Source organism: Pyxidicoccus sp. M15 (assembly GCF_056858435.1).
On record NZ_CM166495.1, the window covers coordinates 9,579,792 to 9,601,986 of the forward strand.

Below are 22,195 nucleotides of genomic sequence, written 5' to 3' on the forward strand. Positions count from 1 at the left end.
CGCGCCCCAGGGAGTGACAGGAGCGCGGCGGGAGTTTCAGCGCGCCCGTGTTATCCCTTCCGGCGTCATGTCCACCACCGAGCGCCTCTACTACGCAGACCCCTTCCTCCACCACTTCACCGCCCGCGTCGTCGCGCATGGGAATTGGGGCGGCGCCCCCTCCCTCGTGCTCGAGCGCACCGCCTTCTACCCGGAGGCCGGCGGGCAGATGGGCGACCGTGGCGTGCTCGGCGGGCTGCCCGTGAAGGACGTGCAGGTGGATGACGCCGGCACCGTCCACCACCTGGTGGATGCCCCGGCGGGCACTGCGCTCCCCGTGCCCGGCACCGAGCTGACGGGCGAGGTGGACAAGGCGCGCCGCCGCGCGAACATGGCGCTGCACACCGGCCAGCACATGCTGTCGCGCGCGCTGGTGGACGTGGCCGGCGCCGCCACCGTGTCCTCCCGCCTGGGCGAGTCGCTGTGCACCATCGACACGGACCAGGACACGCTGGACGAGCGGCAGGTGGCCGAGGCGGAGGCACGCGTCAACGCCATCATCGACGATGACGTGCCCATCCGCGCCTTCTTCCCCACGCCGGAGGAGCTGGCCGCGCTGCCGCTGCGCCGGGCTCCCAAGGTGACGGACAACATCCGTGTCATCCAGATTGGCGACTTCGACGTGTCCCCCTGCGGCGGCACCCACTGCACGCGCACCGGCCAGGTGGGCCTGGTACGGGTGCTGGGCGTGGAGCGCTACAAGGGCAAGGGCCGCGTCCTCTTCTCCGCGGGCCCGCGCGCCCGGCGCGAGCTGTGGGAGGAGGCCGGCACCCTGCGCGCCATGGCCCGGGCCTTCACCTGCGGCGTGCCGGAGGTGCCCACCGCCGTGGACAAGCTGCGCCGCGAATTGACCGAGGCCCGCGAGGCCCTGGGCGCCGCGCGCGCGAAGCTGGCCGAGCACACCGCCGGGGAGCTCGCCGCCGCCCTGGACGCGTCCGCGGACAAGCGCGTGGTGGCGGTGCTCGACGGCGCCGGGCCGGAGCAGTTGCGCGCCGTGGCCGCGCGCCTCACGTCCCGGCCGGAGGCCGTGGTGCTGCTCGCCGGCCGCCTCCCGGAGGGCATGCCCGTCCTCATCGCCCGCGGCGCCAGCTCCACCTTCGGGTGCGGCGCCTTCCTCAAGCGCGCCGCCGAGGCCGCCGGAGGCCGGGGCGGCGGCCGCCCCGAACATGCCGAGGGACGCCTCCCGCCCGGCACCGACTGGCCGGCGCTCGTGGCCTCCCTGCCGACCTGAGCCCACATCCCCGTCTTCCCAGTGAGTCAGGACAGCCCGGCTTCCTGACACGCCGTGCTATACGATTCCACCGAAGGGAATTCCCCGCGCACGTTCTCCCCCGTGCGCAGGGGGCGCTCCACGCGTGGAACGACAGATGACGAGGGGAGGAGGGGGCGGCGCGACGATGGAGGCAGGGCTGCACCGCCAGTTCGAAGAATTCGCGCGCTCAAGGCGCCCGGGCCTGTTGCGGGTCGCCCGGCGTCTCTGTGCCGGGGGAGGCATTGATCCGGAGGACCTCGTGCAGGAGACGTTGGAGCGCGCGTACCGCCATTTCGACAAGCTGGTGGGCGAGAACGCGGGCGCGGTGAGCGTGTGGCTGAGCACCACGCTGAGCAATCGGTTCCTGGACCATTGCCGGCGGCGGCGCACCGAAGTCCTGGGCGCGCCGGCGCTGCGCGTGGTCCAGGATGACGTGACGGGCGAGCCGGAGCCGGCCGAGCTGTGGGAGCGCGTGACGAGCGCCGACTTCCTGCGGGCGATTGAGCAGCTCCGGCCCGCGCACCTGCGCGAGGCGTACCGGCTGCATGCCTCCGGGCTGCGCTACCGGGCCATTGCCCAGCAGCTGCGCGCCCCGGAAGGCACTGTGGGCCGGTGGCTCTCCGAGGCCCGGCAGGCCCTGCGGGAGCTGCTCACGCCCGGCGATGTGCCGCGCGAGGGCCGGGTCGAGTCATGAGCGAGCTCTGTGAGAGGCTGGAGCGCTTCGTCGACGGGGAGCTGCCGCCCGTGGACGCGGAGAACTTCCGCCACCACCTCACCCGCTGCGTCACGTGCGAGTCGCGAATGAAGGAGCTCCTTGCCATGGAGCTGCTCGCCGACGACGCGGTGAATGACGCCGGTGCGGCGCCCGCGATGGGCCACCTCGTCACCCCCTCGCCGCCCTCCTGGCGTCGCAAGACGTGGCTGATGATGGTGCCCCTGACGCTGGCCGCGGGCCTGGCCACGCTGGTGCTGGTATCGCGCGCGGACTCCCAGCCGGACGCGAATGCGCTGTGGCTCGCCCAGGCGCCCACGCGCTCGTTGGAGGCGCGGCTGACGCATCCGGGCGCCGACCGGCACCGGCCCCACGAGGTGATGCGCAGCGAGGGTCCGACACCGCGGCCGCTGCCGATGCGGGAGATGGCGCAACTGGAGAAGGCCGGGGACCACCGCGGCGTCGCCATGGCCTTCCTCCTGCGGGGAGACGTGGGCCAGGCCTCCGCGCACCTGGGCACGCTGCCTCCCTCGCCGGACCTGGACTCGGACCTCGCCGTGCTCGCCATGCAGCGGCAGGACTGGCATGAGGCGCTGCAACTGCTGGAGCGTGCGCTGAAGGCACGGCCCCAGCACCCGCAGGCCCTCTGGAACCGGGGGCTGTGCTTCCGGGCGCTCGGCCTGCCGCACCAGGCGGCGGAGTCCTTCGAGCAGGTGGCCGCGCTGAAGGAGCCTGGCTGGAGCGAAGAGGCGGCCCAGAAGGCCCTCGAGCTGCGAAGAGCGGCGGAGGCGGAGCGCAAGGACTGGAAGGGCGCACGGCAGGACTGCCAGCGCATGGCGGAGGGCGGCGCGCCCCTCTCCCTCGCACAGGCGGACGCCCTGCCCGGCCTGGCGCGGGTGTGCATCTACATCGCCCTGCGCACCGCGGACTCCGCCGAGCGCGTGGAGGCCCTGCGCCCCCTGGCCGAGAAGCTGGACGAGAAGCAGGGGGGCACCCACCTGGAGGACGCCCTGCGCCGCGCCGCCCGGCAGGACTTCTCCGTCCGCGGGCCTCTCGCCCGGGACTACATCCGGCTCACCCGGGGTGCGCTGAAGGGCGCGGCGCTGGAGGCCTTCCTCGTGCGGCTGCGCGAGGCCCGCCAGGAGGACATGCTCTTGGGGGCGCTGGCGTACACGGACGCGCGGGAGCACATGGATGAGTACCGCGCGCTGGCGCTGGGCACGAGGGACCCGTGGTTCGCGCTGCTCGTGGAAGAGCGACAGGCGAAGGCGGAGGCCCTGCGCGAGGAACCCTATGCCGCCGAGGAGCGGCTCGAGGCGGCGGTGCGCTCCTGCCGGAAGGACGGGAGGCAGCTCTACCGCTGCATGATGATGATGCGCGAGCTGGGCCTGGTGAACGTGCGCCTGAGCCGCCTCGTCGAGGCCAGCGCGCACTTCCTCGAGGCCATGGAGCTGGCGCGCGGCAGCCAGGAGTGGGGCACGCAGCGCAACCTCCTGCAGGACCTGGGACAGGTGGCGCGGGCGCGCAACGACCTGGTGCTGGCACGGGCGTACCTGGAGGAGCTCCTGGCCCAGACGCCCGAGAGCTGCGCCGACTCGGAGGTGGCCCTCACCAACCTGGCCATCGCCCACCACCGCGCCCTGGACTTCGCGGGCGCGCGCCAGCAGCTGGACCGGGCCTCACGCTGCGGCCAGAGCCCCAGCATGGCCCGCATCTCCCTGCTCGCGGAGCTGGCCCGCACGGACCAGCACCAGCCCGGGGACACCCAGCAGCTCGTCGACGGCCTGGCCTCGCTGCGCGCCTCCGGCGGCCTGGACGCGGGAGACCTGGCCATGCTGAGGCACTTCGAGGGCCGCTACTTCATCGAGCAGGACCGCGCGCGGGGACAGCAGCTGCTGCGCCAGACGGTGGACGAAGCCGCGAAGCACCTGGCCTCCGACGTGGGCGCCCGCAAGGCCCACGTCTACAGCTACACCTCCCTCATCCTCGACGCGGGCCGGCACGGTGAGCTGGAGCAGGGACTCGCCCTCTTCGCGGAGGAGCGTGGCCTGTCCGCGCCGGAGCGGTGCGTGCTGGGCGTCACGGTGGACGACGAGCGCACCTTCGTGGTGGCGCGCGATGCCACCGGCCGCGTCACCGGACACTACGACGCGGGCCGCAAGACGCCCCTGGACGGCATCGAGGGGCTGGTGCCGGTGAGCATGGTGGAGGCGCTGCGCGCCTGTCCGAGCGTCGACGTCCTGGCGCGTCCCCCCGTCCAGGGCCGCGCGGGCCTGCTGCCCTCCGAGCTGGCCTGGGCCTACCGCGTCGGGCCTCCGTCGGCGCCCCGGGCCACCCAGCCCGAGGAGCGCCGGCTGGTCGTCACCGATGTGCGGGCCCCCGCGTCGCTGCGCCTGCCCGCGCTGCGCTCCTGGAGCGCCCCGGGCCCCGAGGACGCGCGGCTCACCGTGCTGCGCGGCTCGGCGGCCACCCCCGTCCGCGTCCTGGAGGCGATGCGGGACGCGACGGAGGTGCAGGTCCACGCGCACGGCATCATCGACCCCGGCGTGGCGGATGCGTCCGTGCTCGTGCTCTCTCCCACGGGTGACACGGGGCGCTTCGCGCTCACCACGGAGGACCTGCGCGGGCAGCGGCTGCGCGGGAGCCCCGTGGTCGTGCTCGCCGCCTGCTACGCCGCGCACACCAGCGCGTACATCCATGAGAACTTCGGGCTGCCCATGGCCTTCATCGAGTCGGGCGCCCGGGCCGTCCTCGCGGCCACGCAGGAGATTCCCGACGCGGAGGCCTCGGCCTTCTTCGACCCGGTGCTGGCGCGCATCCGGTCCGGAGCGTCCGCCGCCGAAGCGCTCCGGGATGAGCGTCAGTCCTGGCTGCGGCACCGCGGCAGCACGTGGGTGCAGCAGGTGCTGCTCTTCGAATAGTCCCACCTCCCAACCAGAGCCCACACCGTCATGAAGAAACTCCTCCTGCCACTGTCCTGCCTGCTCGCGTTGTCGGCCTGCTGGCGCAACAACCGCCCGCCGGAGTCGGAATGGGAGCCCTCGCGAGACATCCCCGCCGGGACGCTCGTCCGCGTCACCCTGCAGGACGTCACCGACCCCAGCCGCATCTCCACGTTCGTCGTGGACCCCCGCGCCGGGCGCGTCATCGACCGGCAGGACGGAAGACGGGCTCAGCAGCAGCAGGAGTCCCAGTCCATGGCGGCGCAGGCAGCGGTCTCCACCCAGACGGTGAGCACCGCCGTCCAGGTTCCGTGCCCCGAGACTCCGGAGACGAAGGACGAGCCCGGGTGCCTCGTGTACGCGTCAGACCCGAAGCATGAGACGACGGGCGACCCCAACCCCCTCAAGGCCTCGGATTACAAGACGCGCCTCGCGCTGACGGAGAAGTTCGTCACGCAGGTCGCCGTGAACCTCCTCGAGGCGGCGCACGTCACCGGCGTCAACCTGGGAACCCAGGGCGTCCAGCAGGCGCCCCGGTAGGCCCGGGCCTCTACTCCTTCGCGCCCTCGGCACCGGGCGCGGAGGGGACGAGCCCCGCGAGCGTCGTCACGTAGTGCGCGGCCACGCGGAGGAAGCGCGCGCCGCGCACGCCCGTGAGGTACTGCCGCTTCATGGCGCGGGTGGAGCCCACGTAGAACATGGCGCGGCGGATGCGCTCGAGCTCCCGGGGCGCGCGCTCCCGGGCGCCGGCCATCCAGTTCTCCACGGTGTCCAGCGCGTCCAGCCCCGCGAAGAAGACGATGGGGCACTCGTGCCCCTTGCATGAGAAGACGGTGGTGGCGCGCACGTGGTCCACCCCGCTCACGCGGAAGTCCGTCACGTCCCGGCCCCCCTTGCCGCCATACGCCTCCGCGGGCACTCCCGCGCGCTGGAGCGCCTCCGTGTATTGAGAGGGCATGACGGGCGCCACCACCAGGATGTCGCCCGGGTGCACCCCCTCCTCGCGGATGAGGCGCGCAATCTCCTTCGCCACCTGCCGCGCCTCGCTGGCGCCGGACGCGAAGCCGCGCACCGAGGGCAGCACGCCGCCGCGCTCGGTGGACTGGACGCGGAAGAGTCCTTCCAGCGTCTCCTCCGGAAGCCAGAGGAGCCCCTCGCGGGCCAGTTCGCCCACCTTCATGTACTCGCGCATGCCGGGCTCGCCGGCCTGGTGCTGGCGCAGCGGGTCCAGCACCACGTTGAAGGCCACGTCGAGGATGTCGCGCGTGGCGCGGAACGTCTCCTTCAGCACGCGGGTGCGGCCCCGGAAGGACAGCCCCTCAGGGAGCTGCTCCTTCAGCGCGTCGATGGGAATCTGCCCGTAGACGTTCTGCGAGTCGTCCATGAACAACTGGAAGCAGCGCACCTGCCGGCCGTCCGGCAGCGGGTACGGGCGCACGAGGCCGTAGAGCGTGGCCAGCGCCTTCGCGTCCATGTCCTGCGCCTCGTCCACGAAGACGGCGTCGAAGCTGCCGGGCTCCGGGCGGCGCAGCGCGCCCACGTGCCGCACCGTCACCCGCGAGCGCAGCGTGCGCACCCGCTCGCGGCCCGCGCGCTGCACCAGCGCCTCGGTGAGCAGCTTGTCCACCAGCGGCACCAGCGCCCGGTTGAAGAAGGAGACCAGCACCTGCGCCTCCTCGTGCTCCAGCAGGTAGCGCGCCACCCAGTGCGCCAGCACGTACGTCTTGCCGCTGCCCGCCACGCCGCGCACCAGGTGGTGCCCGTCGTCGAAGCGCCGCTCGAAGAGGGACACCTGCTCATGTGAGAAGAGCGGCCGGGCCGGACGCGCACCCTCGATTTCGCCGCCCAGGCTGGCGGGCGGGACGGGCGCGGGCGGAGGAGGAGGCGGCGGCTTCTGCGGGAGCGGCAGCGGCTCCAGGCGCAGGGGCTCGCTGGAGAGCACGCGCAGGCGCGGCAGCAGCGCGAGGAAGCGCTGCGGAATGGTGGCGGCCCGCGCCTCGTCGCGCGAGGACAGCACGAGCAGGTAGTCCCGCGCGCGGCTGGCGGCCACGTTGAGCATGGGCACCAGCGTGTGCGGAGGAAACGGCCGGCCTCCCGCCACGGTGTCCACCAGCACCACGTCGTACTGGGTCCCCTGCTGGCGGTGGATGGTGGACGCGCTGAACACGTCCCCGCGCAGGCCGGCGGAGTTCCCCAGCCGGCGCAGCAGCGCGGCCTGCGCGCGGTACGGCGTGACACACAGCACGCTCAAGCCCGAGCGCACCGCCTCGCGCGCGAGGGACACGGCGAGATTCGCGGACAGCTCGCGCTGGTAGCCGGAGCCCGTCTCCCCTCGCCCGTGCGTCAGGCGGCGCGCGTCGCGCGTGAGGCTGTCCAGCACCACCCAGCCGGCGCGCGTGCTGGCGAAGGCGGCCACCGGGGCCGGCCGCTCCGCGCGAGCCTTGACGATGTCGCCGTCCTCCAGGGCGCCGCCGTAGCAGAAGTGGCTCACCACCCGGGCGATGTCCGGGTGCATGCGGTGCTGGGTGCGCAGCAGCAGCACGTCCGGCCGCCCCGCGTCCCTCACCGCGTCCTCCAGGTGCGACAGGCCGCTGGCGCGCAGCCACTTCTGCGTGTCCTTCCCGGCGCCCTCCGCGGCGCGGCTCACCGGGCCAATCTGCTTCGGGTCTCCGGCGAGCGTCACCCGCTCCGCCAGCGGCGCCATCAGCGCGGTGGCGGCCCGGGTCACCATGCCGGCCTCGTCCACCACCAGCCGGGAGAAGGTCTGCTTCCCCTCCAGCTCCGACACCAGCCGCAGGGCACGGTGCACGGTGAGCACCATCAGCGGACAGTCGCCCTTCTCCGCCTCCTTGAGCGTGGGGTCCTTCACCTTGCCGCGCAGGCCGCGCAGCTCCGCCTGGAGCTTCGCCAGCTCATGCGCGGGGCCGCCCCGCACGCGCTGGAGCATGAGCTCCCGCTCGCGCTCGTCGATGCTCGCGCGGAGCTTCCCGCCCTTCTGGCTGTCCTCGACGATGACGGTGGGCAGCTTCGCCAGCGCGTCGCTCGCGCCGGTGCCGCCGCGGAAGATGCTGCGCAGGGGGCGCAGGGGAATCGGCTCGCGCTCCAGCAGCGCGCTGACGCGCATCACCAATTCGTCGGCGGCGCGGTTGGTGGGCGCCACCGCGAGGATGCGCTCGTTGGGGAAGGCGCGGAGGCTGCGGGCGATGAGGTCCGCGACGGCCGTCGTCTTGCCCGTGCCCGGCGGGCCCCAGATGCAGCCCCAGGGCTGGCTCCACAGCCGGTCCACCGGCAGCCGCTCCGCATCCTTCGGCTGGAGCTCGGGCGGGGTCTCCTCGCCGCTGGCGCGGCGCAGGGCCTGGGTGAGCGCGGGCTGCCGCTCCTCGTACGCCGAGGCGGCCTTGCACAGCGCCTCCGCGAAGTCATAGGGCCGGTAGCACCAGCGCTCCGCGGACAGGGCGCGGCGGTCCACGTCGTCACCATGCCCGGGTGACGCGAAGACGCGACCGGACTCGAAGTCCAGGTGGACGACGTCGCCACCGAAGACGCACTCCTCGCCGTGGAAGCCGAGGATGGAGCCGCCCGACCAGTCCGGGTCCGCCGCCGGCCGGGGGATGAGCGAGAGGACGGCGGGCGACTGGAGGCTCACCTCGCGCACGTCCTGCAGCAACTGGGCGCGGTACTGACTGCGCTCGGCCATGAGCGCCTCGCGCAGGTCCTCCGGAAGGTACGCGGGGGGCGTCCACGCCTCGCGGCGCTTGCCCGCAGACACCGTGGCCTGCATGGCCTCGCGCTCGGCCTTCGTTGCCTCCGCGGGCGCGGCGAGGTCCACCACGGGCACGTCGTCCGGATCCACCGTCGCCGGGGCCGCCGTGCCCCTTCGCAGCCGCGCCAGGACAAGCTGCGGATTCAGCGAAGGGGGCGCCGGGGGACTGTCGGACGGGGACGAAGGCACCTCACCGCGTCCCAGCGCCTCCGCTTCCGCGAGCCGGTTGCGAGGTGCGTCGACGGACGGGTACGCCACCGCCGCTCCGCGTCCCAGCGCCTCCGCTTCCGCGAGCCGCTTGCGGGACATGCCTCGGGAGTGCAAGGCCGCGCCGTCCACGGGCGCATCGTCGTATTCGACGTGCAGCTCGCGGCTGGAGTCGCCCGTCGACGGCGCTTCGCGCTCCTCGGCGGCCTCGTGCATCCGGTGCGTCATCGGGAAGGCTTCGGACTCCCTCGGCCCTTCGCCGGGCACAGGGGGCGCGAAGGTAGGGGAGGCATGGATCCACGTCAATGCGTCCGCCCCCGGGCACACTCCGTGCACACGGTGCGTGACTTGACAGCCGCGACAGGCGTCCGCCAGCGTCGTGTGAGAGCCCGGGTGTGCAGCCCGGACCGTCAGGCACACAGGGGGACTCCCATGAAGGAAGTCGAGGACCAGGAGCAGGGACGCAAGCTCCTCACGGCCGTCGAGCGCATTCTCTCGGACACCGACAGCCTCATCGCGCTGTCGAACCAGCAGCTGGAGAAGGCGCGACGGAAGGGCCTGCCCGACGAGGACTCCACGCGGGACGCCGCGGCGCTGGAGGTGGTGCGCCACTTCTCCAACCGCTCCGCCGTCTCCGGAGGACTGGCCGCCCTCCCCGCCCTGGTGCCAGGCGCCGGCACGATGGTGGCCGCGCTGGGCGGGACGCTCGCGGACATGTGCTTCATGCTCAAGTTCGAGGTGGAGATGGCCCTCGTGCTCAGCCACCTCTACGGCTACGACATCACCGGCGAGCATGAACGGCAGCTCGCGTTCCTCCTCGCCTCGGTGAGCACCTACGACGCGAAGCGGGAGCGCGGCACGGTGGCCGACCTCGCGGAGACGCAGGGCATCGCCTTCTGGAAGTACGCGCCGCGCGAGGCCTCCAAGATGCTCGTGAGCGTGATGACGAAGATTGCGCTCCTGTCCGTGTCCAAGGGCCTGCTGCGCGCGCTGCCGCTGGTGGGCATCGCCGTGGGCTCGTCCATGAACAAGGTGCTCACCAACCGCGTGGGAGAGCGCTGCATGGGCGAATTGAAGAAGCGCCGCGAACTGTCCCCGCCCCGGAGCGCGAAGGCCGCCAAGGCCCCGGCGGAGCCTCGGAAGGCAGCCAAGGCTCCCGCGAAGGCCGCCAAAGCCCCGAAGAAGGCCCCGGCCAAGGCCGCCAAGGCCCCGGCGAAGCCCCGGACCCGCAAGTCCGGCACGGCCTGACCGGCTGCCCGGCAAAGGGGCATGGCGTCCGCTGCCGAGGACACCCACATCCACGCCGGGTTTGCTTCCGCGGCCTGGGAGTGTTTAGGGGAGAGCCACTCGCAGCCGATTGACCGCCATGCCCCCACCGAGCCGCTACGCCCACCCCTTCCTGCCCATCACCCGAGCCGACATGCAGGCCCGGGGCTGGGAGCAGTGCGACATCATCATCGTCACGGGGGACGCGTACGTGGACCACCCGGCCTTTGGCCCGGTGCTCATCGCCCGCTTCCTCGAAGGGCGGGGCTTCAAGGTGGGGCTCATCCCCCAGCCGGACTGGCACTCGGCCGAGCCCTTCAAGGCCCTGGGCCCGCCGCGCCTCTTCTTCGGGGTGGCCGCCGGCAACCTGGACTCGATGCTCAACCGGCTGACGGCCCAGAAGAAGAACCGCTCCGAGGACCAGTACAGCCCCGGGGGCCGCACCAACTGCCGGCCGGACCGCGCCACCATCGTCTACGCGCAGCGCTGCCGCGAGGCCTACCCCGAGGTGCCCATCATCCTGGGCGGCATCGAGGCCAGCCTCCGCCGCATCGCCCACTACGACTACTGGAGCGACAAGGTGCGCCGCTCCATCCTCTTCGACTCCAAGGCGGACCTGCTCGTCTTCGGCATGGGCGAGCGCCCCATCATGGAGGTGGCGGACCGGATGCGCCGCGGCGAGCGCATCCAGGACATCCGCGACGTGCGCGGCACCGCGTACACCATCAGCGACGAGGAGATGCGCGCCCACGAGGCGGACCCGGCGAAGCGCGCCGCGGACCGCAAGACGGTGGTGCTGCCCCCGTACGAGACGGTCATCGCGGACAAGCAGGCCTTCGCGGTGATGAGCCGCGACTTCCAGATGGAGACCAACCCGGGCAACGCGCGGCCGCTCGCGCAGCGCCACGGCAACCGCGCCATCTACATGAACCCGCCCGCGCTCCCGCTGGAGGACGGCGTGGGCGAGGCCGGCGCCGAGGGGCGCTCGGTGGCGATGGACGAGCTGTACGACTTGCCCTTCAACCGCGTCCCGCACCCCCTCTACAAGGACGAGGGCATCCCCGCGTACGAGACGGTGAAGCACTCCATCGTGCTGATGCGCGGGTGCTTCGGCGGCTGCACCTTCTGCTCGATTACGGAGCACGAGGGCCGCGTCATCCAGAGCCGCTCGGCGGAGAGCGTGCTGCGCGAGGTCCGCGCGCTGCGGCGCATGGGCGACTTCCGGGGGACGATTACGGACCTCGGTGGCCCCACCGCCAACATGTACAAGCTCAAGTGCAAGAGCGAGGACATCGAGAAGCGGTGCCGCAAGCTGTCCTGCGTCCACCCGGGCGTCTGTGAAAACCTCCAGACGGACCACGGGCCGCTCATCAGCCTGATGCAGGACGTGCGCAAGGAGGACGGCGTCAAGCACGTCTTCATCGCCAGCGGCGTGCGGTACGACCTGGCGGAGCGCTCGCCGGAGTACGTGAAGGAATTGGCCGCGCACCACGTGGGCGGGCAGCTGTCCGTCGCTCCCGAGCACGTGTCCAAGCGCGTGCTGGAGAAGATGAAGAAGCCGGGCATCGAAAGCTTCGAGCGCTTCCAGAACATGTTCGCCTGCGCGAGCGAGGAGGCCGGCAAGGAGCAGTACGACATCCCCTACTTCATCAGCGGCCACCCGGGCTCCACGCTGGAGGACATGGTGGAGCTGGCGCTGTGGCTGAAGAAGAACGGGAAGCGGCCCCGCCAGGTGCAGGACTTCATCCCCACGCCCATGGCCATGGCCACCGCCATGTACTACTCGGGCATGGACCCGCTGAAGATGGAGCCCGTGTACACGGCCCAGGGTCTGCGCGAGAAGAAGCTGCAGAAGGCGCTGCTGCTCTACTGGAACCCGGAGCAGTGGCCGCTGGCGCGCGAGGCGCTGAAGCAGGCCGGCCGCGACGACCTCATCGGCCGGGGCCCGCATGCGCTGGTGCCGCCGGAGACACCCGCCGAGGCCGCCCGCCGCCAGCGCGCCGAGCAGCGGGACGACGAGGACGGCCCGCGCGAGCCGAGGTCCCCGGCGCCCCGGCAGCACTCCGGCCCCCGTCCCGGAGGGAGCGGCCCCGGACGTCCCGGTGCGCGCCGACCCGGGGGCCCCGGCCCTGGTACCCGCTGACGCAGGTGGCATGCTCGCCACCCTCTTTTCCGGGAGGGTGGATGCGTCACGTGAGCAGCAGGGTGCTGGGGCTCGGCTGTGTGTTGGGGCTGATGGGTGGATGCGCCGCGCTGTCGAACCCCGCGGCGTCGAAGCAGGCCCAGGCACCGAAGCCCACCTGTCCGGACAGCATCCCCGATGAGCTGAACCTGGAGCTGGGCTTCCGGCCGGAGCTGGCCGCACGGACCTGGGTGCCCGCGCTCACCTTCGAGCACCTCGGGTTCAAACCCAACGACGCGGTGAAGCCGGCCTTCCAGCAGGAGCTGGCGCTCGCGGCGGGGCCGGTGCAGCTCTTCGGTTTGATGGAGCACAGCACCCGAGGCCCGGAGGGAGGTGGCTCGCTGGTGGTGGCACGCCCACACGCGGGCGGCTTCTGCGTGGTGAACACCTGGTCCACCTGGCAGTCGTCGCCGGTGGGCCTGTCGCTCGCCGATACGTGGACCGCTCCGGATGGGAAGCTGGCCATCCTCCTGGTGCGGATGGAGATGTCGGTGACGCCGGATGGGCCGCAGGCGCGGTGGGTGACACTGGGCACGGATGGCAATCGCATGTGGATTGCATTGGGCAGCCCCCCGGAACACCAGCTCATCGTCCCGTCGGTGACACTCTTCCCGAAGGGGAAGGAGCTGTACCTCGACATCCGGCAGCGCCGCGTCACCCGGCTTCCCCTCGGGAAGGACGGGCGCTTCGTCATTCCGCCCCACATGTGAATAATTTCCCGTCCATTTCGTCGGGGGGCTCACCATGCTCTCCCTGCTCGCGATGTTGTGGTTGGCCTCCACCCCCGTGGAGGCTCCCAAGGCGTCCCCGCCGCGCGCTCCACCGCCCGAATGTGTGTCTTCCCAGGGAAGGACGGTGTGCGGGTACCAGTGCAAGACCAGCAACGCGGGCACGGCCTGTGCCCGGACGCCCTACGGGGTGTGCCAGGTATTGGCCGGCCGGGTGCACTGCTGGGACCCGCCGCGCGTCGTCATCCACCACCCGCCGGACTCGAGCGCGAAGCCCGAGTGCAAGGAGAGCCGGGGCCAGGTGGCGTGTGGCTACAACTGCCGGCTCTTCCAGGGCGAGGTGGCCTGCAACAACACGCCCTATGGGGTGTGCACCACGCACTTCGCACGGCTCGTCTGCTGGGACCCGCCGGAGAGCGTCATCCACCAGTATGGCGCGGACACCGCCCGGCCCCGCTGCCTCAATGCGTCCGAAACGGTGAGCTGCGGCTATGACTGCAAGGCCACGCGCACGCAGGTGCAGTGCGCCAGCACCCCGGACGGGGTGTGCCGCATCGATGACAACGACGTCTTCACCTGCTTCGACCCGCAGCCGCTGCTGCACTGCGACCACAGCGCGGCGCCGCCTCCGAACTGAGCGCGGTGCTACGCACTCAAACCGAAGGCAGCACCCGCCGTGGCCGGAGCAGCCGGCCAGGCAATGCCATGGCGGAACAGAAGTCATCGGGGTGTGGCACCATGGCACCACACCTCCCGCTTCCGTGACGCGGCTTCCGCGCCACGGTGGGCGGCTCCCCGGCCATGACCTCTCGCGAGCAGCTCCGACGGCGCCACTCCCTGGCCTGGGCCTGCGTGCTGCTGCTCGCGCACGGCCTCGCCTGCTCGCGCGGGACTCCCGCCCCCCTCACCCACGAAGCCTACGTGTGGCAGCGGGACTGGAGCCCCGAGTTGGGCGACGCCCTCACCCGGGCGCCCGCGGAATTCGGTGCCCTTCGCGTCCTCGCGCGTGAGCGCTCCGGCGCCCGTCGCACACCGGTGGACGTGGCGGTGGACGTGGACGCCCTGGCCCGCTCCGGCCGGGAGGTGGTGGCGGTGCTGCGGGTGGACGGCACGGCGCCGCTCGACGGCGTCTCCCTGGCGGAGGTCGCCACGCACGCCCGTGCCTGGAAGGCCCGGGGAGTCCGCGTCCGTGGCATCGAGGTGGACCATGACTGCGCCACCTCCGCGCTGACCGGCTATGCGGACTGGCTGGAGCGTGAGCGGGCGCTCGTGCCCGACTTGAAGCTCTCCATCACCGCCCTGCCCACCTGGGCCGCGTCGCCGGAAGTGGAGCGGCTGGCCTCCATCCCCGACGACGTCGTCCTCCAGGTCCACGCGGTGCGCGCGCCCACGCTCTTCACGCCGGAGGAAGCGCGGGGCTTCGTCGAGTCCTGGTCCAGGGCCACGGGCCGCGCCTTCCGCGTCGCCGTGCCCACCTATCGCGTGCGGCTGAAGGACGGGACGCGCCTGTCCGCGGAGCCCCGCGACGTCTCGCGCTTCGTGGCCCTGCTGCGCGAGCGGCCCGTGCGCGGGGTGACGGGCGTCATCTGGTTCCGGCTCGGCCACCGGGGCGACCCGGATGCGTGGAGCCCGTCCACGCTGGAGGCCGTGGTGCGCGGCGAGCCGCTGACTCCGAGCTTCACGCCCCGGCTGGTGGACGTGGGCGGCGGGACGCGGGACATCGTCATCGAGAACACCGGCCGCGTGGACGCGGATGCGCCCGTGCGCCTCACCCTTTCTGGAAACCTGGAGGTCCTGGACGGCGTGGGCGGCTATGCCCCGCACGGGGCCTCCCTCGTGGCGCGCACGCCTCCCCGCCTGCGCGCCGGCGAGCGCCGTGTCGTCGGCTTCGTGCGGGGAACCGAGGTGTCGCTTGTCGTGCCGTAGCCTCTTCGCGTCCCTGGTCGTCCTGATGCTGCTCGCGCCCCTGCGCGATGCGCGCGCGTGCGGCCCCGACTTCCCTCCCGAGCTGCTGAGCGACAGGGCCGGCACCCTCGCGCAGTTGCCGGAGGGTGCCTTCTCGCTCGAGGCCGGGCGGCTGTTGCCGAAGCCCGCGGACACCTTCCAGGTGATGGAGTTCGTGGAGGACGCGGACGAGCAGGGCGAGCCCCGGGGCGCGCGAGAGGGCGGCGGGGCCCGGGAGACGGCGCTGTACGCCGCGGGCGCGAAGGCCTTCCATGCCGGGGACTACGAGAAGGCGCGCGCCCGCTTCCTGGACGTGCTCGCGCTGCCCGCGGAGGAGCGCCGCCACTTCTCCACCTTCGCCGCGTTCATGCTGGCACGCACGGCGGGCGCGGGCCTGGAGCACGAGGCGCGGCCCCGCTTCGCGGAGGTGCGCGAGCTGGCCCGCCAGGGCTTCGACGACCCGCTGGGGCTGGCGGTGGCGAGCCTCGGTGAAGAGGCGCGCCTGCTGCTCCAGCAGGGAGATGACGCGGGCGCCATCCGGCTCTACGCGGAGCAGGCGGCTCACGGCAGCTCCAGCGGGAACACGTCCCTGCTCCTGGTGGCGCGGGCCCTGCGCCGGGACGACGCCCGGTTGCGCGAGGCCCTGAAGGACCCGGTGGCCTGGCGGCTGATGGCGACCTACGTCTGGACGCGCGGGCGGGAGTGGCTGTGGGAGGACGAAGCCGGAGAGGGCCAGGTGCGGAACGTGCTGGAGGCGCTCGCGGCCGTGCCCGGGCCCGAGGGCGCGGACCGGCTCGCGGCGGCAGCGTGGAGCATGGGCCGCTTCGACCTGGCGGAGCGCTTCGCCGGGCAGGAGCCCACGCCGCTGTCCGCCTGGGTGAAGGCGAAGCTCGCGCTGCGCCGGGGAGAGCTGACGACGGCGGAGCAGCACCTCGCGAAGGCCGTGGAGGGGCTGCCGGAAGCGGAGGACTGGGCCGGGGAGTCGCCCCTCGGCACCCTGCGTCCCCGCACGCGCGCGGAAGGCGAGCGCGCCCTGCTCGCGCTGACGCGCGGCGACTTCTCGCAGTCCGCGGAGCGGCTGTTGGCGAGCTGCTCCTGGCCGGACCTCGCCTATGTGGCCGAGCGCGTGCTCACGGTGGAGGAGCTCCAGCGCTTCATCGCCTCCATTCACGAGGAGCGGTGCGGGCCCGAGCTCGCGCGAGTCTTCATCTGGGGCTGGGACGACGAGGTCCGCGAAGGGACGACCTCCCTGAAGGCGCGCCTGCGCCTGCTGCTCGGCCGGCGGCTCCTGCGCGACGGCGCGGGCGCGAAGGCGCTGGAGTACTTCATTGGCACGAAGTTCGAGCAGCCCGCGCGGCAGTACGTGGAGGCCCGCGAGCGCGCGGATGCGACGGACGACGCGGTGGACCGGGCCCGGGCGCTCTACGACGCCTCGCGGCTCGCGCGCACGGTGGGCATGGAGGTACTGGGCACCGAGGCCGCGCCGGACTGGGCCCAGGTCGAAGGAATGTACGACATGGGTGACCAGGGCGAGTACGGCGAGCTGCCGCCCCACGTCGAGGAGACGCGGAAGAAGATGGCGGAGCTGCCCCTCGTCACGGAGGCCGAGCAGCAGCGGCTGAAGGCCCACGCGCCGCCGCACGCGGTGCGCTTCCACTACCGCTCCACCGCGGCGGACCTCGCCGAGCAGGCCGCGGAGCTGCTGCCCAAGCGCAGCCAGGCCTACGCGGTGCTGCTCTGCAGGGCGGCGCGCTACACCGCGAGCACCGAGCCGGAGCGGGTCCAGCGACTGTGGCGCACCTATGTGAAGAACGGCGCCAACCTCAAGGACGGGGAATGGATGTCCTTCGGCCATGAGTGCCCGGAGCCGGACTTCGAGCGGGCGCGAGCGCAGCAGCCGACCCTGTCCTTCAACTGGAAGGGACTGCGCCGCCGCACGCTGGCGGCGCTGGGCGGTGGGGTGCTGATTCCGGTGGCGCTGGGGGCCGCGCTCCTGCGGCGCCGCAAGCGCAAGCCGGCCTGAGGCCGCGCCTCACCCCACCGCGAGGTTGAGCGCGTAGAAGAACAGGTCCACGTAGGACTGGAGCGCCTCGAAGAGCCGGCGGGTGAAGGGCCAGCCCACGAAGCCCACCACCGTGCCCACCATGAGCAGGGTGACGATGAGCGCGTACTCCACCATCGCCTGACCGCGCGACGCGGCTCCGCGACGCGGCCGCATCGCCTGACCACCAGGAGTGCCTCCGCGGCGCGGCTGAGTGGCCTGACCGCGCGACGCGGCTCCACGACGCGGCCGCATCGCCTGCCCCCCAGGAGTGCCTCCGCGGCGCGGCTGAGTGGCCTGACCGCGCGGCGAGGCCCTGCGACGCGGCGTCGGCGTCATGGCCTGCCCTCCGGTACCGTGTCGGGTCCGCTGCCCTGAGCGGTGACGGCGGTGCCTCGCGACTCTTCGGCCGAGGACACGGCCAGGGTCCACATCCCGCCCTGCCGCCCGGCGAAGCGCAGCAGGCGCGCGGGCCCGGAGAAGTCCGCGGGCAGCTCGTCGTCGGGGACCTCGGTGTAGCCGCGCTCGGCCATGGCACGCCGGTAGAACGCCTCCACCGTGGCGGGCGCATCACCGGTGTCGAAGCTCACCGTCAAGTCCGAGCGCCCCTCCCCGGTCGAGCGCACCGCCATGGGGTGCGTGCCCGGGTACACGGGCAGGTCTCCCGTGTCCTCCGCGTGCGCGGCATCGTCCCACGCCTCCATGTCCGCCAGCCCCAGCACCACGGTGTTCCCACGGTCATCGTCGTGCGGCATCACCATCACCGTGAGCTGGAGGCCCTCCTCCACCAGCGTCGCGCTCAGCGCGCGGTAGGGCACCTGCTCCCGCGCTCCCGGCACGTCCGAGTACGGCCAGCCCTTCGACTCGAAGTGGCGCGCGTAGAAGGCCAGCACGTCCCGCGCCGGCGCATCCGTCTCGAAGGCCGCCAGGTTCATGGGCACCCCATGCGCGTCCAGCTGGCGGCCGATGGACACCAGCGCTCCCGCGCGCGGCGGCAGCGGCATCCGGGAGCGGAGCGCCGCCTGTCCCGTGCGCCGCACCCGGCCCGGGGACGTGGCCACCGCCCCCGCGTCCGGCCGGGCCCGCCGTGGCGCTGGAGGCAGCTCCAAATCCAACGCCTCCGCCATCTCCTCCGCGTCCACCGCCGCTTCAGGCGCGGAGGGAGCGTCGGCAGGTTCCTGGTATGCGCGGCCCAGTGCGCTGCCCAGCACCGCGCTGGCCACGAGCCCCACGGCGAGCAGCATCCGCCTGAGCTTGGGAGACGGGGTGCTCATTGCAGATAGGCCGCGTTGTAGTTCTCGTCGGGGTGCCCCAGGTAGTGGCGCCGCGCGCGCTCCACCTGCTCGCCGCCCAGGAAGCCGCCCTCCCCGTCGTCCCACGGCGTCAGGTGGCCCTCGTCCATGCCCCCGCCCTCCACCCGGAACCTCTGCAGCTTCGAGGAGGGATTGCGGAAGCCGAACTTGAAGTCGGACGTGTCGCCGTAGTCCTTCTGCGTGTCCAGGAGGAAGTCCATGGCGAAGCGCACCTGCTTGCCGCCCTCCCCGCCCTCGAAGCCGTGCCCGTCCACCACCGGCTCCGGGGCGCGGTGGTAGATGGAGTTGCCCACGTTCGCATAGCCCCAGTTGTCGGCGTACCACCAGTGCGCCACCGGGCTCTCCATCGCGTCCTCCAGCCCCCAGTCGTCGGTGAGCACGAGGAAGCCCCCGCCGGGCTCGCAGCCGCGCAGCGAGCGCCCCAGGCCACACAGCGTGAAGCCGTCGCGCAGGCTGGTGTGAATCAGGTCCACCTGGGAGTGGAAGCCATCCCGCAGCGTCTGCGGCATGTAGGGCGAGCGGAAGTTCACCCGCGCCCGGCAGGCCATGTAGCTGCCCCGGTGCAGGTACTCGCGCACGCCGTTCGGAATGCCTTCGAAGGTGAGCAGCGGGTAGATGCCCTGCACGTTGAAGGGCTGGCAGGTGAGCCCCTGCAGCCGCTGCTGCGACAACAGGAGGTTCCGCTCGGCGGGCGCGGTGTTGTTCCGGCGGTAGCTGTCCAGGCCGCCCAGCTCCCGGGCCACGCGCGGGGGCACCGTCGCGGCCACCTGGCGCTGGGTGTCGGACGCGCCGTCGCCGTACTGCGCGCGCGGGCCCCCTCGGTAGCCGGTGATGTAGTCGTGCATCCGGTACGCCGTCATGTCCCAGCCCGCGGAGATTTCCGCCTCCTGGGCCCGTGTCGCCGCGAGGAAGGCCTCCCCCGCGTAGATGGCGTACAGCAGCACGGGGACGAGCAGCATCAGCGACAGCGCCAGCTCCACCGTGGCGGCGCCGCGAGCCCTGCGGGAGGTGCGCGAGCGGAAGGTGGCCATCAGTAGTTCACCGCGTTCCAGCGATACAGGTCCGTGAGCACATGGTGGGTGGCGTCGTGGACGCCTCCCGCCGTGGCGGCGATGGCGTCCGGCTGCCTCACCGCGTGGAGCTTCGCGCGCCAGAAGGGGTTCCACAGGTTGGGCGGCTCGACGTACTCCTCATCGGTGCCCCCGCCGTAGAGCAGGCGCGGCTTGTGGAAGTAGACGAGCCCGCTGGCGAGCGCCGCCATGGTGCGCCCCGAGGCCACGTCCCCTGGCGCGTTCAGCGTGGTGAACCGGACCGGCCCGGGAAGCTGCGCCTGGAAGTCGAAGTCCCACGGCATCCGCTGCGCCTCTCCCGAGGGCCGGGTGATGAGCGTCACCGTGCGCGGCATGTTCCACAGCGCGTCGTCCGTGCCCAGCCGGTAGCGCATGTGCCCGCGGTACAGGCCCCGCCGGAGGTTGCGCTCACAGTCCGGGCCGTCGCAGTCGCCGAACCCCGTGCCGTGGCCGGCCACCGCCATCAGGTCGCCGTGGAAGATGTGGTTGCTGTGCACCCGTCCGCCCCGCCGGTCCACGTCGTGGTCATGCGGGTCCGCCCACACGCCGTTGCGGCCGGGGCGGATGAGGGTGGTGTGCCGCAGCTGCCCACCGGAGTCGAGCGTATAGGTGCTCCGCACCACGCCGTGGTCCTCCGCCAGCGCGCCGTCGCCCTCACCCGCGCCGTACGGCTCGCCGTGGCGGCCCCGGTGGGCGGCGTCCGCCAGCTCGCGTCCGGCCCACGGCCGCAAGGTGGGGTTGTAGCTGCCGGGGAAGCCCGGGGTCTCCCCCGGGTCGCTCCCGTTGCGCGAGCCCGGGTCCTCGTCGTTGGAGCCCACCTTCACCATGCGCGCGGTGCCCGCGGTGCTCACCTCCGTGAAGGGCGTCCCGTGGTTGCGCCCCGCCCGCCGCGCCGCGCGGTTCAGCCGCACCCAGTTCGGATCCGCGGGCAGCGCCTCGTCGTCCGACGTCCTGTCCCGCTGGGTGATGAAGGACGGGTAGCGCGTGGCGGCCAGCACCTCGTCGTAGTCCCGGTGCCGCCGCAGCTCCATGCCGTTGTTCACCGCGCGCTGGTAGTAGCCCAGCGACAGCCGCCCCGCGCTCTCCTTCGCGACGAGCTCCGGGCCGGTGAGCTTCACCATGGCATCCGCGAGCGACAGCTGCGCGTCGGGCTGCCGGTACATGAAGCCCTGCAGCGGCGCCTCGTGCTGCCCGGTGTTCGCCTCCAGCACCTGCTGCTGGTTGGCGTCCACCAGCCGGGCGTCATCCTCGTTGCCCGTCATCATCATCTTCAGCTGGGCTTCCACCATCAGCTGGCGCGAGCGGATGTACTCCACCTTCTTGAAGTGGCTGCGCGAGCCCTGCACCAGCTGGAAGCAGCTGTTGCTGTTGTCCTTGGCGTGCCACTCCTTGTGGAACCAGATGGCGCCGCGCTTGCGGTGGACGTCCATGTCCTCGCACGTCTCGCCCCGCTGGCAGTCGCCGTCCACCTGGCAGGACTCCAGGCCGTTGGTGTAGCGGCAGTAGTACGGCACCGGGAACTCCACCGCCGGGTCGAAGTAGCTGTAGAGGTAGATGTCCCGGATGCGCTCCAGCCGCTGCTGCGTCTCGCACGCCCGGCGCGAGCCTCGCCGGCAGGGGGCGCGGTACGGCTCGGCCATCTTGTCGAAGTTGTCGCCCGTGGCCCCGAGCATGTCCTCGTAGAAGCTGAAGTAGCTCTGGTGCGCGTGCACCGAGAGGATGCTCACGTGGTGCGCCACCAGCGCGCGGTTGCTCCACGCGTAGAAGTTGAAGGCGCGCGCCTCGGCCACCGCCAGGCTGTACGCCGTGGTGTCCGCCAGCGCCTGGAGCTGAATCTTCCGCCGCGTGCGCGCGCCGATGGAGAACGTCAGGAACGACGTCACCACCACCACCAGCATCAGCAGCACGGCCAGCACCAGGGACTGGCCCCGCGCGCGCCGCGCCTGGCGGGAACGGGGTCCGCTCACGGGCATTGCCCCTCCAGGTCCACGTCCGGGAGCGGGTCGCTCATCATCCGCATGGACCACGTGGAGACCAGCGGCACCGTGAAGTAGCCCTGGTCGATTCCGCGCTGCGCGACGGCCCAGTCCGGGCTGCGCTCCGCCGCCGGCGTCACCCGGCGCGCCCACCGCCGCACCGGCGTTATCGGGTCCGCCCCCGTCGCCCACTGCCGGCCCGTCTGCGACGCGAGCCACACCCGGCTGATGATCCACCCCGCGAAGGGGATGCGGTACTCGTAGAAGTAGGCCAGCCGCACGTGGACCTTCATCGGCCGCTGCCATGGCTCGAGCTGCAGGTCGAACGACTCGTTGCGCTTGAAGTCGCTCACCCAGTAGTCCACCTGCACCAGGGGAATGGCGCCTGGCCCGTTGAAGCGGAACCCCGGCGGCCGGTTGTCGCCCAGCACCTGCCGCGCCACGCCGGTGAAGCGCGCGCGCAGGTCCGGATTCACGCCCGTGCGGCTCATCGACGGAATCAGCGCCATCAGCGCCGCGCGCACCATCGGCTTGCAGTCCAGCCGGTACACGCTCGCCGCCCGCGCCACCTTGAAGGCCGCGTACTCGTTCAAGAGCCGCGCCTGGTGCGCCAGGCTCATCTGCAGCGTGCCCAGCAGCAGGAACACCATCATCGGCAGGACGATGGCCGTCTCCACCGCGGCCTGCCCCCGCTCACCGTCGCGCCTGTTGCTTCGTCGCATGGCGGAGCCTCACCCCGAGTCCGCTCCGTCACGCTCCG

Annotated in this window: 16 protein-coding genes; 10 read left to right on the forward strand and 6 right to left on the reverse strand. The window is 72.5% G+C overall.

Going from position 1 to position 22,195, the window contains the following annotated elements:
* The first annotated feature begins 67 nt into the window (after positions 1 to 67).
* The 4 genes from ACX9TP_RS35315 to ACX9TP_RS35330 all read left to right on the forward strand — a co-directional run bounded on the left by ACX9TP_RS35315 (position 68) and on the right by ACX9TP_RS35330 (position 5,485).
* The gene (locus ACX9TP_RS35315; RefSeq protein WP_482975048.1) at positions 68 to 1,270 is read left to right on the forward strand and encodes an alanyl-tRNA editing protein; all 1,203 of its coding nucleotides are present in this window, start codon (positions 68 to 70) and stop codon (positions 1,268 to 1,270) included.
* A 136-nt stretch (positions 1,271 to 1,406) separates the two neighbouring features.
* Complete coding sequence (locus ACX9TP_RS35320; RefSeq protein WP_482975049.1) at positions 1,407 to 1,985, forward strand: RNA polymerase sigma factor; 579 nt, start codon at positions 1,407 to 1,409, stop codon at positions 1,983 to 1,985.
* Complete coding sequence (locus ACX9TP_RS35325) at positions 1,982 to 4,924, forward strand: CHAT domain-containing protein (RefSeq protein WP_482975050.1); 2,943 nt, start codon at positions 1,982 to 1,984, stop codon at positions 4,922 to 4,924. The genes ACX9TP_RS35320 and ACX9TP_RS35325 overlap by 4 nt, the downstream gene beginning before the upstream one ends.
* A 30-nt stretch (positions 4,925 to 4,954) precedes the next feature.
* Positions 4,955 to 5,485: a hypothetical protein gene (locus tag ACX9TP_RS35330; RefSeq protein WP_482975051.1), complete on the forward strand. Its 531-nt coding sequence runs from the start codon at positions 4,955 to 4,957 to the stop codon at positions 5,483 to 5,485.
* Between the two features lie 10 nt (positions 5,486 to 5,495).
* Here the strand turns inward: ACX9TP_RS35330 and ACX9TP_RS35335 are convergent, their stop codons facing one another.
* Positions 5,496 to 9,143, reverse strand: coding sequence for an AAA family ATPase (locus ACX9TP_RS35335; RefSeq protein ID WP_482975052.1), 3,648 nt, complete (start codon positions 9,141 to 9,143; stop codon positions 5,496 to 5,498).
* A gap of 204 nt (positions 9,144 to 9,347) precedes the next feature.
* Between ACX9TP_RS35335 and ACX9TP_RS35340 the strand changes: the two genes are divergently transcribed.
* The 6 genes from ACX9TP_RS35340 (at position 9,348) to ACX9TP_RS35365 (ending at position 17,058) form a co-directional block, all read left to right on the forward strand.
* The gene (locus ACX9TP_RS35340) at positions 9,348 to 10,163 is read left to right on the forward strand and encodes an EcsC family protein (protein WP_482975053.1); all 816 of its coding nucleotides are present in this window, start codon (positions 9,348 to 9,350) and stop codon (positions 10,161 to 10,163) included.
* 118 nt (positions 10,164 to 10,281) lie between these two features.
* On the forward strand, positions 10,282 to 12,324 hold the full coding sequence (locus ACX9TP_RS35345; protein WP_482975054.1) for a YgiQ family radical SAM protein: 2,043 nt from the start codon (positions 10,282 to 10,284) through the stop codon (positions 12,322 to 12,324).
* Between the two features lie 50 nt (positions 12,325 to 12,374).
* Complete coding sequence (locus ACX9TP_RS35350; RefSeq protein ID WP_482975055.1) at positions 12,375 to 13,073, forward strand: hypothetical protein; 699 nt, start codon at positions 12,375 to 12,377, stop codon at positions 13,071 to 13,073.
* A gap of 34 nt (positions 13,074 to 13,107) precedes the next feature.
* Complete coding sequence (locus ACX9TP_RS35355) at positions 13,108 to 13,728, forward strand: hypothetical protein (protein ID WP_482975056.1); 621 nt, start codon at positions 13,108 to 13,110, stop codon at positions 13,726 to 13,728.
* Between the two features lie 164 nt (positions 13,729 to 13,892).
* Positions 13,893 to 15,017, forward strand: coding sequence for a DUF3142 domain-containing protein (locus tag ACX9TP_RS35360; protein ID WP_482975057.1), 1,125 nt, complete (start codon positions 13,893 to 13,895; stop codon positions 15,015 to 15,017).
* Entirely contained in the window at positions 15,004 to 17,058 is a 2,055-nt protein-coding gene (locus ACX9TP_RS35365) for a hypothetical protein (protein ID WP_482975058.1), read from the forward strand. Before ACX9TP_RS35360 ends, ACX9TP_RS35365 begins: the two co-directional genes overlap by 14 nt.
* Positions 17,059 to 17,067: 9 nt before the next feature.
* On the opposite strand, the gene ACX9TP_RS35370 is transcribed toward ACX9TP_RS35365, so the two are convergent.
* The 5 genes from ACX9TP_RS35370 to ACX9TP_RS35390 form a co-directional block, all read right to left on the reverse strand.
* Positions 17,068 to 17,253: a hypothetical protein gene (locus ACX9TP_RS35370; RefSeq protein ID WP_482975059.1), complete on the reverse strand. Its 186-nt coding sequence runs from the start codon at positions 17,251 to 17,253 to the stop codon at positions 17,068 to 17,070.
* Positions 17,254 to 17,411: 158 nt separating this feature from the next.
* Positions 17,412 to 18,350 (reverse strand): hypothetical protein, encoded by a 939-nt coding sequence (locus ACX9TP_RS35375; RefSeq protein ID WP_482975060.1) that lies wholly within the window; start codon positions 18,348 to 18,350, stop codon positions 17,412 to 17,414.
* Positions 18,347 to 19,420 (reverse strand): TadE/TadG family type IV pilus assembly protein, encoded by a 1,074-nt coding sequence (locus ACX9TP_RS35380; protein ID WP_482975061.1) that lies wholly within the window; start codon positions 19,418 to 19,420, stop codon positions 18,347 to 18,349. Before ACX9TP_RS35380 ends, ACX9TP_RS35375 begins: the two co-directional genes overlap by 4 nt.
* Entirely contained in the window at positions 19,420 to 21,426 is a 2,007-nt protein-coding gene (locus ACX9TP_RS35385) for a hypothetical protein (RefSeq protein ID WP_482975062.1), read from the reverse strand. Before ACX9TP_RS35385 ends, ACX9TP_RS35380 begins: the two co-directional genes overlap by 1 nt.
* Positions 21,423 to 22,157: a TadE/TadG family type IV pilus assembly protein gene (locus tag ACX9TP_RS35390; protein WP_482975063.1), complete on the reverse strand. Its 735-nt coding sequence runs from the start codon at positions 22,155 to 22,157 to the stop codon at positions 21,423 to 21,425. Before ACX9TP_RS35390 ends, ACX9TP_RS35385 begins: the two co-directional genes overlap by 4 nt.
* Positions 22,158 to 22,195: the final 38 nt, after the last annotated feature.